The organism is Photobacterium ganghwense (assembly GCF_017329545.1).
Taxonomy (GTDB): Bacteria; Pseudomonadota; Gammaproteobacteria; order Enterobacterales; family Vibrionaceae; genus Photobacterium; species Photobacterium ganghwense.
In genome coordinates this window covers 362,762-374,870 of the sequence record NZ_CP071326.1, presented here as the reverse complement: position 1 = coordinate 374,870, position 12,109 = coordinate 362,762, and the positions used below count along the sequence as shown (strand labels likewise).

Sequence of the window (12,109 nt, the reverse complement as noted above, 5' to 3'; positions counted from 1 at the left end):
TCATTAACCTTCGTGTTCAGCCATGTGCATTTGACCGTGGTGCATCTCACCATGGGCCATATGGCCTTCCTCAGACATCGGCAAGTGCATGCCACCCTCGAATTGGGTCACAATGTCGGAGAACAGGGTGTGCGGAACTTCTGAGAAGTAGGTAACAGGTGCATCAATACTTGGCTTCGCCAGTGTACGGTAGTCGCTGAAGTCACGAATCACCTGTGGCTCCGCTTTCACCTGCTCAACCCACTGGTTAAAGCTGTCACGATCTGACAGGGCAACCGCCTTAAACTTCATGTGGGAGAAACCTTCACCGCTATAGCTGGCTGCAATCCCCTTATACTCACCCTCATGGTTCGCAATCAGGTGAAGGCGCGTCACCATGCCAGGCATGGCATAGATCTGACTTCCTAAACGTGGGATAAAGAAGGAGTTCATGATGTTGTCAGACGTGATTTTGAAGTTCACCGGTACATCTTTCGGGAAGGCGACATAGTTCACTGTGGCGATGTTCTGTTCCGGATAAATGAACAGCCATTTCCAGTCCAGTGACACCACCTGGATCTCAACCGGCTTCACATCACTCACGAGTGGTTTGGATGGTTCCAATTCGTGCGTAGAACGCCAGGTGATCACACCCAGAATAGCGATAATGATGATTGGAATTGTCCACACCACGACTTCGATTTTGGTCGAGTGGGCCCATTCCGGCGCGTATTCTTCCTGGGTGTTATCAGAACGGTACTTGTAGGCAAAATAGATTGTCATCAGGATCACTGGGATGACGACAATTAGCATCAGGAGCAAAGCTGTAATGATCAGCTCCTTTTCCTGAACGCCAACAACCCCTTTAGGATCCAGCAGCGCAGATTTACACCCGGAGAGCAGTAAAATTGCCGTAAACAACCCTACCCTCGACAAGATGTTTTTATATCTTGAGGCTTCCATTTACTTTCTCGATTGTTTTGCAACATTCCTATACAAAAGTCGGCACTTTCAGGCTGTTGCTGTTAGTTCTAATAAGCGTTTTAGGTGTTGAGCATTGCACAATTGTTCCCGGTGTAGCGAAATTGCTGCCTGGCAAACAGAGCAGAAACACTCTCTTATCCACACAATCATTACGGTTACATTTAGAAACAAATTGTTACAAGCAGCGCATTATGCGGATCTTAAAAAGGAAGCTCACTAGCTCTAAATGAAATCTTACGTTTCATAAATGAGATAATGGTCAATTAAAAAACCATTTAAAAACAAAGGATAATACCTTCAAGGCATTGTTATTGCAGAATTGTTTGAGAAAATAGAGAAGATAATGATAATAAGTTGCAAGCACGTTATTGCTGACTTTATCAGCAAATATTTTTACCGATAAAGTTGTAAATATTGGCAATGGATCACAAATATAGAAAAGTGTGATCTGAGTATGGTGGCAATTTATTGCTTACAGAAAGCCAAAAATGAAGAAAACCCATATAAATAGGCATTTATACTGAATTAGACAAAAAGTTAGGCAAAATGACAAATAAGTGGAGCCAATATTCCCTTGTTGGGCTCAAGAAAAAATGTAGCCTGACTAAATAATCACCAAACAATGAGGCCATTGTTTTCCGAAGACAGTAAAAGGGAAACGGTTCACGACACCGACCTGCCAAATTGCTTTCGTTCCACTGAGAAGCAGCCCTCGAATCATTTAGCCAGGTCGGTTGGTTTACAGTTTTATGATAACCATCATTCACAAATAAGTTAAAACAAACAACCATTCGCTCGATATGTAAGTCAATAACTGCCATACATTCGTCATGACACTATTTTGAACAATGCCAGTTATTAACGATGGCTGTTTTTAACAATAATAGCTATTAACGATGACTGCTATTAACAATGACTGGTATTAACAATGAGAGTTGTTTGTGATGACAACAATTAATAATGACAGCTATTTATCACGTCTGTTTATGTATTAAGAATCAGAGAAATCAGCAGTCCCGATCATATATTTTCACTACGGGTGCTTTTTCCATAAACGAAACGCCGATGAAACACTGTCGAATATCACTTTCTTGCGGAAAAGCATCACGATAATACCCCTTCAGGCCAATTCGGTATTCATTGCCGCCCAGATCTAACAGGGTATAAGTCGTCCACTCATCATCATCCAAGGTAACAAGGCGTTTCATGCTGTCCGAAGACCAAGCAGGATAGCCGTACTTCACCGGAAGGGGTGCTGTATCACCGGCATAGAGAGGCAATCTGGCTTCTTTCTGGTTTTCAACACCCGCCAGCGTTGCTTTACCATATACCATGCCATTTGCACTGTTGATGGCCCCTTTCATGGCTTGTAATGTTGCTTTCCGACTATCGCTCTGGAGCGACATAAATTTTGGATACGCTGTGACTGAGAGTATTCCCAATATAACAATCACCACCACCATTTCTATTAATGTAAAACCACGAACTTTCATACGCACTTCTTTTTATGTTGGAATCGTGAGAGGAAGTATATTCGCGTCCCCGAAGAAACATTGTGCGGATGCGTATGGATCCGCTTGGCCCAAACAGACAGTTGTAAAAGATTGTTTCACAAATTACGTGTGCGATTCCTTGCTCGTGTCGTTTAGCTTCAAACCTTGGTTGTAATTCATGAAATAACAATAAAAGTCTGTGCATTGGCGTTCGAATCTTGATGTTTTTACTATGATTGCCAGACCAAAATGATAAGAATCCGTCATTCCGTTGCCACCATTCCAAATATCGTCAACGCTCACTCTGCTCACGTTCAGAGGTGCCTTTTCAACCGCGCTATGTGGCACACTGACAGAAGGATCTCTTCATGGTTCGCTCGCTCCCCATCTTGACGCCTCTGCGTGGTATCGCGGCTCTGATTGTCGTTTTATTTCATGCTCGACTCATACTGTTCCCTCAGTGGCAGCCCCTTCTCGCCAGTCAGACACAGTTCATCGAAAATGGCTATGTCTGGGTCGATCTGTTTTTCATTTTGAGTGGCTTTGTGATGTTGCACGTGTATCGTGAGCAGTTTGCTCGCCCATGCACGTTTTCTCAATGGCGGCACTTTGTATGGCTGCGTTTTAGCCGTATTTATCCGCTGTTTTTCATTACCTTTGTGGTCTTTCTCAGCTGGGAACTGGTTAAATACAGCCATCAAATTGGGTTTTATGGCGGTATGTTGCTGGAAAGCTGGGGGCTAAAAGACATCCCCGCTTTTAGCGGGCCGTTTAATCGGGCTGATGCCATTCTTCCCAATGTATTGCTGTTACAAGGCCTCACGGAAAGCATGCTCAGCTGGAACATCTCCTCTTGGTCACTGAGTATCGAATGGCTTTGCTACCTGATTTTCCCGCTGATCGTTCCCTTGCTGAATCGTTCTGCGAAGAAGACACTGTGGCTACCCGGCTTGGTTTTACTGGTGATCTACGGATTGATTGAGCACAAAGGCAATTTGGATATCACCGGTGGTGCCGGAGCGTTTCTGCGGGGGATGTGTGGCTTTGTACTTGGCATCTGGCTCGCTTCACTGCCTCTATCGGCAACGGTTCAGCGCCATCTCAACCGGGACTGGGTATTAGTCGTTCTGCTGGTTTGTATCGCACTTGTCCTGCATCATTCAACCAGTATACCCAGCCTGATTGCGGTCTATGTTCTCTTCGCTGCGTTGGTCATTACCGGAGCAAGGCAAACTCCCCGAAACAGCGTTGGTTTCCGGTTACTCAACAATCGCGTCACACAATATCTTGGCGATATCTCCTACTCGATGTACCTGTGGCATACCGTGTTACTGTTAATCGGCATTGAAGCCTTACAACAACTCGCACCAGACCTCCTCACCTGGTGGTACGCCCAGCAAAGTATCGTGCTGGCCGTAATGGCGATAGGTCTGTTTTTGGTGCTGACGTTCTCGGTTTCCACGGTGAGCTATCACTGTATTGAGCGTCCAGCGATGAAAATGCTGCGAAAACAAACACTCTCAGAGCCCGTTATCCGTTCAAGCCCCGCCGAATAAACGGTTGTCTGCCGGCTTAAACATGTCCGTTTTGTATTGGTCATGCGTTTGGCCGGCGATTTCTTCGCGATTGGCTAGTAGCATGTTAGCTATTAGCTAAAATGCCAGGAGGGAAACCGGTTACGATGGAAGACGGGCTATTGTCTTGTCGATTTCATCACGCAGTAACAGCAAGGTTTCCAATTGCTCCTGACAACCAACTATCGCATTGAAAACCTCTGCAAAGGCCGTTTTGCAGACTGGTGGCCTATCCTCTGCGTGATCCTCTGTTTGTTCAAGCATTCTGAGCAATATGGCGGCCTGATCACAGACAATTGAGAACTCTTCACAGGGAAACAATAACTGGCCAATCCCGGCTCTTTGCCTTAAGTGATGTAGGCTTCGTAGCATAGTTTCCGGTGAATCAGCCTGCGACATAGGGCTAAACCGGGCGGAACATCGGCTGGATTCTTTCTTCATGCAATCTTTAGCAATCCAGGTGATTCACCCGGACCTCCGGTACACCGTTTCCCTGACGAATCGAAACAAAACAGCGATAACCGTTTTGTTCCACATTTTGTTCATCTCGGTCTCTCAGGCTGATACGCACTTCCGTGACATGTTGGTCAAGATGAGGGGCCAGATGAGAGCCAATAAGTGGCTCAGCATCGCTTTGCACCACACGCCACACCCAACTGGAATCATCCAGTGAAATAACACGCACTGACAATGCCGCTCCCCAGTCCGGGTAACCAAACTTCAATGGGATGGGCAACTTGCCCGTTGTAGACGGAGGTAAAGCCGCAGAGGGTTCAGTGGCAATACCGGCCTTTGTTGCTCGGGTAAAAATCATTTTATTGGTGTTATCAATGGCTTCTTTCATACCATCCAGCGCTGCCACCCGGCTACCACTTCGTAACGCTGTCAATTGGGGATAAAGGATCATACAAAGCAGAGTTAAACAAATGATCCCTAGTAATACGCCAGACAAACCGCTTGGCAAAATGCCAATCGATACACGCCTTTCCGCGAACTGAACTACTTTCTTGCAGGGCCAAACAATGCGACTTTTCATACGCCTTATCGATAAGTAGATAATGAAATGAAGCCGGAATTATAAATGTCATGACTTCATGACATTGTTTGGAACTGTATGGATGCAAGGCATTGTGATGGACAGTTGTTACTAAGTATGACCACTGATTTTCAGTGACTTAAATTTCTTTGTTCCCACCGGTTCCTGACCGTGGTTCCTTGTCTGGTTATTCCGTTACATCCAAACTCCAATATTCGGCATTCGGGGTCTGAAAACAAAAAAGCCGCTGAACAATCAGCGGCTTAATGACTTTGTTCGCCATCACAGAAAGCGGTAACGACAATCGGTTGAGACGGATTTAAACAGTCTCAACCGCGTCAAATTTCGCCTCCAGCTCATCGGCTTTCTGGAAAGCTGTATGCTCAGCCAGTTGGGCCGCATAGCGCTTAATATGGATGAACTGATCCAGCAAACCAAACTTACCGAGCAGGTCCACAATGAAAGACATCATGATATCAGCCCCGGTCAGGCGATCTTCTACCAGGTACACCTTTTCTTTCAGGCAGGTATCGAAGTAACTCATCACTTTTTGCGTTTCAGAGTCGGCATAACCGTCCAGAAAATTCATCTTTGCGCCGTCCTTATTGACGAACACCTTCAGCAACAACGGCAAAATTGCCGAGCTTTCCGCAAAATGCAGCCACTGCAGATACTCAGTGTATGCCTGAGTTCCCCGTTGAGGTGCCAGCTTTTCAGCACCGTATTTTTCAATCAGATACTCAGTGATTGCGCCGGACTCCGTAATCACCAGACCGTCATCTTCAATCACTGGTGACTTACCAAGTGGATGCACACTTTTCAGCTCAGGTGGTGCCAGGAATGTCACGCTGTCACGCTGATAGGGAACAACCTCGTATTCCAGCTCGAGCTCTTCCAGCAGCCAGATAATCCGTTTCGATCGCGATTGATTCAGGTGATGAAGTTTAATCATGCCGTCTTCCTTTCTGTCATGCCTTAAAGCGGATCGTTGGTTTTAATGACCAGCTTACCGAAGTTTTTCCCTTCCAGCAGACCGATAAACGCTTCCGGCGCGTTTTCTAAACCCTCTACCAGCTGTTCTTTGTATTGGATGCGGCCTTCCGCCAGCCACTGAGACATGTCTTTCGCAAACTCACCATAGCGATGAGCGTAATCATCAAAGATAATAAAGCCCTGCATCTTAATGCGCTTCACCAGCAGTTGCCCCATAAGCATCGACATACGATCCGGACCTTCCGGCAATGCCGTGGCGTTGTACTGTGACACAAGACCACAAAGCGGAATTCGGGCACTGGTATTTAGCAATGGCATGACGGCATCAAAGACTTTACCGCCCACGTTTTCAAAGTAGACATCGATGCCCTTATCACAGGCAGCCGCCAGTTGCTCGGCAAAGTCCTCCGCGTAATGGTCGATACACTCATCAAAACCCAGCACCTCTTTGGCATAACGACATTTTTCTGCGCCGCCTGCGACACCAATCACCCGGCAACCTTTGATTTTGCCAATCTGGCCCACGGTCGCACCTACCGGTCCGGTGGCTGCAGCCACAACCAGTGTTTCACCGGCTTTAGGTTGGCCAATATCCAGTAACCCCATATAAGCGGTAAAGCCCGGCATGCCCATGACGCCCAGCGCGTAGGAAGGGTGTACCGGCGTTTTGCCCAATTTGATCAGCCCTTCCCCATTGGAAATGCCGTAATCCTGCCAGCCTGTGTATGCCAGCACCCACTCACCTTCTTCGAAATCAGGGTGACGGGTTGTTTCAACCTGACACACAGTACCGCCAACCATCACCTCATCAATTGCGACAGGCTCAGCATATGATTTTGCATCACTCATGCGGCCACGCATGTATGGATCCAATGACAGATACACACTGCGGAGTAACATCTCACCTTCCTGTGGCTCGGGTTTTTCAACACTTTCCAGACGGAAGTTCTCTGGCTGTGGTGCACCATGCGGGCGAGATGCCAGCACAATACGGCGGTTCAGTTGACTCTTTTCTGCAGGGGTCATGTTGTCTTCCTCTTTCATTATTAGACCAGTCGTCTAGTAAGATTTTCAAAAAAACCGCCAATAAGTATGGCGGCAATTTGTACACGATAGTGCTACTGACCTTTCAATAGCAGTTTTGTATTTTCCAGGCACTGTTTCAACCCGGACTGATCCTGATACAGTTTATTCAACAGGCTTGCGCCTACCCAGACATAGTAAATCTGGTGGGCTGCCTTCTGACTGTCATTGACCTTGATTGATCCATCCGTAATGCCTTTTTCAATGCACCCGGCAATCGCATCAATAATTCTGTCTGCTCCGCTTCTGAGCGCGAGACGCATCGGTTCAGAGAGATCCGAGACTTCTGCACTCAACTTTACAATCAGGCACTTATTAGCATTACAGCACCCGTTGTTCACTTCAATCCAGCGCTCAAAATAGGCAATCAGGCATTCATAACCCGTCTGAGCGGGATGGTGAAACAACTCCGCCAGATTGACAAGATAGTGAGTAAAGTAGTCTTGGATCAGCGATTCACCAAAGTGCTCTTTCGACTTAAAATAGTGATAAAAAGAGCCCTTCGGCACATTGGCCGATTTAAGCAGTTCAGATAAGCCGACACTGGTAAAGCCTTTGGTCACGATCAGCTCGTAACCGACTTCCAGAATATGTTGGCGTGTGTCATTCGTCTTTGCGTTCATGGGGCGCATCTTAACGCCAATTAGACCAGTCGTCTAGCCATGCAAGAAAGAAATATAAAAAGAGCTGCCACAGGCAGCTCTCTCATGTCTCACCGCAGGGCTTTGATTATTTCGCAACAGCCTGAATATATTCAACCTGAACAGGTTTAGTGAACGCACCTGGGCGCAGCGCCTGCACCTGTTCAATAATGTCCGTCAACGTCCAACCCTGTTCAATTAGCACATGTGCTGCCAATAAACCGGTGCGGCCAGAACCGCCCATACAGTGCAGCGCAATCTTACCGCCACCAGCCAAAATCTCATGAAGCTCCGTATTGAACGTCGACCAGGTTGCGGCAAACTCAGCCCCCGGCGCACAATCATCTTCAATTGGAGCATAGAACCAGCGGATACCCAGCTTTTCGGCTTCCTCACCCAATGACTCAACGCCCTTTGACTGCATTTCATCGTGGTTAATGGCAGTCACAATCGCCTTAACGCCCTGAGATGCAAACTGCGCAAGCGTATCTATCAGGGAAACACCTTTCGTTCCCGGACAAGGCGTTAAAACAAGTGCGCCCTTTTCCTCTTGGTTATCAGCAAGTTGATTGACAGGCAGTTCCCATGTCGGATGGGTCATCGTACGGTTCCTTACGCAATGGGCTTGTTACAAGCCATATATATGAATATCCGCATATATTACGATTACCCAATCTGCCGTCAATCTCCCCAAGCAACTGTCATAAAAAGTTCACAAAGAATTCTATCAATTACCGCTGATAATCATCTCCAGTCGGTAATCCGCGACCTCATCACGCCGAGCTGCCGAACGCATCATATAAACACGTATTTTGTAATCGCCGGATGCCGGTAGCGTACCTTCATACTGATTACCACTGGTGGAGCCAACAAACATCGCCACTTCATTCTCACCCGGTGCCATGATGTTGAAGTACGTCGCGGTATGCTTCGTGGCCATGCTCACATTCATGCTCTGGCCAGCTTTGGCACCCAAGACATAATCAACAATTTCATAGCCTTTGATTTTGCCTTCAACCACGGCACTGCTTTCACCCTTCTTGAACTGTACCCGTTCGGTACGGATATCATCAGCAGCCATTACACTTCCGACGAAAAGTAGCATCAGACATTGCAGCAACCACAAGAAACGTTTGCTCATCACATCTAATTTCATGGGATTTCTCCTTACACGATGAACCAGGTAATACTCGATATGGTTTTGAGTATGGATGCTGAATGAAAAAGCTCCACTTTAATCTGTGTCTGTGCAATCAGCTCTCCCTGTCGGATCAGCTATCACTTGCCACCATGAGTTGTTATGGCAAGACAGGAGCGCCCTCTGGTTATCAATGCTCAGGGCTTGATTTAGAAAGAGACAAGTTTTGTGGCGCTTTGAGGAAAGACGCCTTTATTCGGCAGGAGAATCTGTACAAGCATTTTTAATAAAAAAGTTATGCTGCTTTCATTTCAATCCGTGTGGGTTGTGTATGATTGTCAGTTTATACAAAGGGGTAAACATTATCGGTCATAGGCACCCATATGACCCATTCCTGTAATCTATGGGATGCCTATGAACCGCATGAATAGTCTAGGGCCACTCATGTCCTGACAGCTGTTTCGATGAGAAAGAATGATTACTCAGTTCTGCTTTGCTGATCATAGTAAACAGCGACTAACTTTCTTTGCTCAGGTGTTAACTCGTTTGCTATCTGCTCCATAATGACAGACTTACGCTCCCCGTTTGCAAAGCTGTTCAGCTGATTAAGAATATAACCGCTGTTCTGACCCTGTAAGTTAGGCCATTCTGTATTGACGGTATTGCCTGACAACCCATGGCAAGAAACGCAACGCGCCCTGACGTCAGCACCGCGTCTGTCTGATGCCACCTTCCCAGCTTTTATAAACTTTTGCTCCGAGTAATGCTCCGCTAACGCTTGAATTTCATGATCACTCAGATTTTTTACTATTCCCGACATCACCTCGTTTGTTCGGCTTCCGTCACGAAAGGCGATCAGTTGATTCTCAAGGTAGCCTTGCTTTTGACCATGCAAAATTGGGTAGGTCGTCACCTGAGTGACAACATTTTCACCATGACAACTTTCACATGTCTCCAGTGCTTTTAACTGTGCAGACGCCAAGCCCACAACGCTAAAATTAATCACTACCCCGCCCAACAAAAACAATGGCCACTTCCTCTGTAAAAAATTCATTTATTCCCTCTCTTCCGTCACATTCCCATTGTTCAGCGCAATTTTTTGGAGCAACATTTTTCGGTAATCAACCACTTCGGTTAATGGGGATTTTCGCAACTCACCCACCTCTTCACCGGTGTAGGGGATAAAATCATCCGGTGTGCTGCTTCCCCCGAATTCGGTGACAATCCAATTCATAAGATTCGCCAGATCTGCATCACCAATCGCGGCATTAGCAGATCCAGGAACCTGAATAAGGTAGCGACGGCCATCCGGAATCGATAAAAATGTCCCAATATGATTTCGCATGTCAGGCACATCCTTTCCGCCACGACCATCACCAACATGGCACCCCTGACAAAACATCTGATATTGAAACCGAATTTTAGGTAACGCGTTGGGAGACAAAGCCGAGCTTGCCATCGACTGATGGCTTACTGAGAAAAGTGCTGCCAATACACAGATCTTTGTCACTATGTGCTTCATTATTCGAAAGCCATCCCTACTACTATTGCTGTTGAGCAGTGGTAGACAGAGCTACTTGCACCTAAACACCAGTTCACGTCATTCGACTTATCAGAGCGGTACAACGGGCGATCCCCCTGATCACGCTGACATAAACACGTTCCACACTGTGATTTTCCGCAGCAGTCATTGTAGGAAATGACATAATTTCTCCCATCTACCGGGTTACGGCAGGTACCAATCCAGGTGATCGGCGACATTTCCGTGCCGGGAGGACATGAGTTAGCTGATCCACCACAGCAGTCACACAAGAAACCATCAATGGCGCAATATCGCCAGTAATCACAGGATGAAGGGTCCCCGATTTCGGTGGGTGCTGACGGCTTTTCAGCCGCCCGGGCGACAGGAAGCAATGGAATGGCTGCCCCACCGACCAGCATTCCTCCCAGCTTTTTCATTGCACCACGACGGGAGCTGGTTTGAGCAGCACTACGAGCAGACTTTTCAAAAAACTTGTCAAAGAAACGCATTATTTCACCTCCACAAATTGGTTCTCAGTCGTTTTTCCTTGCATATAGTCCTGAATTGAAGCAACGCGGCGTTCTTTTGCTTCAAATAAGCTGTCTAAGTGCTCTCGGGAATTAATGATACCCATCGACGCAATCATCCCTTTTTCGTCAAGAAGTACGGCATATGGCAGTTTTGAAACCCCAAAACTTTTCCCCAGCAGTTCTGATACCACGTAAGGAAATGCGCTGAGCTGAGACCTATCAATGAACGACTGATGGTCTACTTTGTCACCGTCACTTGCCAGTACCACATCAAGCCATTCAGACTCATGCTTAGACGCCGACTTCAGTGCCGGAAGCAATGTTTTACAGACAGGGCAATCTGGCGACAAAAAGAAAACCAACTGGGACTTTCCGCTCTGACTGCCACCGATGTTAATCAGTTTTTTGTTGATGGTTTGCAATGACATCTCCGGCGCTTTTTGGCCGACTTCGAGCTTTTGATTCATTGCAAGTGCCCCGGCAGGTGCAACACGCTCAAACAAAATACCCACCTGACGTAATAATGCGTAGATGATCAGGGATTGTGCAATAACAACAATCCACAACAACACCATTGAAATATCCATAATGTCCATTTTATCTTCCCTGTAATAATTTCGATTTTTGTAAGTTAGAAATTGTTTTTTCAGCACTCAGATAAGTCAGCGCCATAAATAGTGATAAGCAGAGCGACAAACCAAAGGTTAAATAAAAATCACCGACAGCCGGTAAAGCACATAACGCCGCTATGCCACATAACACAACGTTCCTTGTTATGGTTTCAATGCCTACCTTGATATTGGAATGTGGTCCTGCACAACCACAATCCTGATTAACTTTCCCTTGGTATATCTGATAAATCATTAATGACAGATAGGCAGCTAACAGAATCAAGATGAAAGCCGTACCGATATGTCGAGTAGCTGGCGATAGCATCAGAAATCCGGATACTATTTCCAGGCTACCAACCAATAAAACAATGAAACCAAACTTCTCACCCACTGCGCCAAAATAATCGGATATCAGTGAAGAATAATATTGTCGATTTTCTGGTTTTAATTTTCCGAAGCCCGCACTGGCAAACAACCAAAATAAAAAGAGCGCACTGCTATCTGATAACACTTTTTCAATCATGG

Annotated in this window: 15 protein-coding genes; 2 read left to right on the top strand and 13 right to left on the bottom strand. The window is 46.4% G+C overall.

Translation table 11 applies throughout. The features are described from left to right. Positions 1 to 3: 3 nt before the first annotated feature. A complete protein-coding gene (gene cyoA / locus FH974_RS17665) occupies positions 4 to 942 on the bottom strand; it encodes a ubiquinol oxidase subunit II (RefSeq protein WP_207104008.1) in 939 nt (312 codons plus the stop codon). Positions 943 to 1,970: 1,028 nt separating this feature from the next. Next, on the bottom strand, positions 1,971 to 2,456 hold the full coding sequence (locus FH974_RS26355; RefSeq protein ID WP_207104007.1) for a type II secretion system protein: 486 nt from the start codon (positions 2,454 to 2,456) through the stop codon (positions 1,971 to 1,973). A gap of 368 nt (positions 2,457 to 2,824) precedes the next feature. Here FH974_RS26355 and FH974_RS17655 point away from each other — a divergent pair, with 368 nt between their 5' ends. Then, entirely contained in the window at positions 2,825 to 4,012 is a 1,188-nt protein-coding gene (locus FH974_RS17655) for an acyltransferase family protein (protein WP_207104006.1), read from the top strand. Positions 4,013 to 4,478: 466 nt separating this feature from the next. Here the strand turns inward: FH974_RS17655 and FH974_RS17650 are convergent, their stop codons facing one another. From FH974_RS17650 to FH974_RS17625, 6 genes are all read right to left on the bottom strand, one after another. Then, positions 4,479 to 4,892 carry a hypothetical protein gene (locus FH974_RS17650; RefSeq protein WP_207104005.1) on the bottom strand — a complete coding sequence of 138 codons (414 nt, stop codon included), beginning with the start codon at positions 4,890 to 4,892 and terminating at the stop codon, positions 4,479 to 4,481. A 493-nt stretch (positions 4,893 to 5,385) separates the two neighbouring features. Then, on the bottom strand, positions 5,386 to 6,018 hold the full coding sequence (locus tag FH974_RS17645; protein ID WP_207104004.1) for a glutathione S-transferase family protein: 633 nt from the start codon (positions 6,016 to 6,018) through the stop codon (positions 5,386 to 5,388). 23 nt (positions 6,019 to 6,041) lie between these two features. Continuing rightward, on the bottom strand, positions 6,042 to 7,085 hold the full coding sequence (locus tag FH974_RS17640) for an NADP-dependent oxidoreductase (RefSeq protein ID WP_207104003.1): 1,044 nt from the start codon (positions 7,083 to 7,085) through the stop codon (positions 6,042 to 6,044). Between the two features lie 92 nt (positions 7,086 to 7,177). Further along, positions 7,178 to 7,765 (bottom strand): TetR/AcrR family transcriptional regulator, encoded by a 588-nt coding sequence (locus FH974_RS17635; protein WP_207104002.1) that lies wholly within the window; start codon positions 7,763 to 7,765, stop codon positions 7,178 to 7,180. Between the two features lie 106 nt (positions 7,766 to 7,871). After that, positions 7,872 to 8,384 carry a cyclin-dependent kinase inhibitor 3 family protein gene (locus FH974_RS17630; protein WP_207104001.1) on the bottom strand — a complete coding sequence of 171 codons (513 nt, stop codon included), beginning with the start codon at positions 8,382 to 8,384 and terminating at the stop codon, positions 7,872 to 7,874. Between the two features lie 126 nt (positions 8,385 to 8,510). Beyond that, on the bottom strand, positions 8,511 to 8,939 hold the full coding sequence (locus tag FH974_RS17625; RefSeq protein ID WP_207104000.1) for a hypothetical protein: 429 nt from the start codon (positions 8,937 to 8,939) through the stop codon (positions 8,511 to 8,513). 62 nt (positions 8,940 to 9,001) lie between these two features. Here FH974_RS17625 and FH974_RS17620 point away from each other — a divergent pair, with 62 nt between their 5' ends. Further along, on the top strand, positions 9,002 to 9,208 hold the full coding sequence (locus FH974_RS17620) for a hypothetical protein (protein ID WP_207103999.1): 207 nt from the start codon (positions 9,002 to 9,004) through the stop codon (positions 9,206 to 9,208). A gap of 191 nt (positions 9,209 to 9,399) precedes the next feature. Here the strand turns inward: FH974_RS17620 and FH974_RS17615 are convergent, their stop codons facing one another. From FH974_RS17615 to FH974_RS17595, 5 genes are read right to left on the bottom strand one after another with little or no spacing between them, the layout of a single operon-like run. After that, a complete protein-coding gene (locus FH974_RS17615) occupies positions 9,400 to 9,975 on the bottom strand; it encodes a c-type cytochrome (RefSeq protein ID WP_207103998.1) in 576 nt (191 codons plus the stop codon). Then, a complete protein-coding gene (locus tag FH974_RS17610; RefSeq protein ID WP_207103997.1) occupies positions 9,976 to 10,443 on the bottom strand; it encodes a cytochrome c family protein in 468 nt (155 codons plus the stop codon). Continuing rightward, on the bottom strand, positions 10,443 to 10,952 hold the full coding sequence (locus tag FH974_RS17605; RefSeq protein WP_047884723.1) for a methylamine dehydrogenase light chain: 510 nt from the start codon (positions 10,950 to 10,952) through the stop codon (positions 10,443 to 10,445). Before FH974_RS17605 ends, FH974_RS17610 begins: the two co-directional genes overlap by 1 nt. Further along, on the bottom strand, positions 10,952 to 11,569 hold the full coding sequence (locus FH974_RS17600) for a redoxin domain-containing protein (RefSeq protein WP_207103996.1): 618 nt from the start codon (positions 11,567 to 11,569) through the stop codon (positions 10,952 to 10,954). Before FH974_RS17600 ends, FH974_RS17605 begins: the two co-directional genes overlap by 1 nt. A gap of 1 nt (position 11,570) precedes the next feature. After that, positions 11,571 to 12,107, bottom strand: a complete 537-nt coding sequence (locus FH974_RS17595) for a MauE/DoxX family redox-associated membrane protein (protein WP_207103995.1) — start codon at positions 12,105 to 12,107, stop codon at positions 11,571 to 11,573. Positions 12,108 to 12,109 lie beyond the last annotated feature (2 nt).

Bases quoted from the DNA above. Each gene is read 5' to 3' on its own strand.
- cyoA (WP_207104008.1), bottom strand. From the start codon at position 942: ATGGAAGCCTCAAGATATAAAAACATCTTGTCGAGGGTAGGGTTGTTT.
- FH974_RS26355 (WP_207104007.1), bottom strand. From the start codon at position 2,456: ATGAAAGTTCGTGGTTTTACATTAATAGAAATGGTGGTGGTGATTGTT.
- FH974_RS17655 (WP_207104006.1), top strand. From the start codon at position 2,825: ATGGTTCGCTCGCTCCCCATCTTGACGCCTCTGCGTGGTATCGCGGCT.
- FH974_RS17645 (WP_207104004.1), bottom strand. From the start codon at position 6,018: ATGATTAAACTTCATCACCTGAATCAATCGCGATCGAAACGGATTATC.
- FH974_RS17640 (WP_207104003.1), bottom strand. From the start codon at position 7,085: ATGACCCCTGCAGAAAAGAGTCAACTGAACCGCCGTATTGTGCTGGCA.
- FH974_RS17635 (WP_207104002.1), bottom strand. From the start codon at position 7,765: ATGAACGCAAAGACGAATGACACACGCCAACATATTCTGGAAGTCGGT.
- FH974_RS17630 (WP_207104001.1), bottom strand. From the start codon at position 8,384: ATGACCCATCCGACATGGGAACTGCCTGTCAATCAACTTGCTGATAAC.
- FH974_RS17625 (WP_207104000.1), bottom strand. From the start codon at position 8,939: ATGAAATTAGATGTGATGAGCAAACGTTTCTTGTGGTTGCTGCAATGT.
- FH974_RS17620 (WP_207103999.1), top strand. From the start codon at position 9,002: ATGAAAAAGCTCCACTTTAATCTGTGTCTGTGCAATCAGCTCTCCCTG.
- FH974_RS17615 (WP_207103998.1), bottom strand. From the start codon at position 9,975: ATGAATTTTTTACAGAGGAAGTGGCCATTGTTTTTGTTGGGCGGGGTA.
- FH974_RS17610 (WP_207103997.1), bottom strand. From the start codon at position 10,443: ATGAAGCACATAGTGACAAAGATCTGTGTATTGGCAGCACTTTTCTCA.
- FH974_RS17605 (WP_047884723.1), bottom strand. From the start codon at position 10,952: ATGCGTTTCTTTGACAAGTTTTTTGAAAAGTCTGCTCGTAGTGCTGCT.
- FH974_RS17600 (WP_207103996.1), bottom strand. From the start codon at position 11,569: ATGGACATTATGGATATTTCAATGGTGTTGTTGTGGATTGTTGTTATT.
- FH974_RS17595 (WP_207103995.1), bottom strand. From the start codon at position 12,107: ATGATTGAAAAAGTGTTATCAGATAGCAGTGCGCTCTTTTTATTTTGG.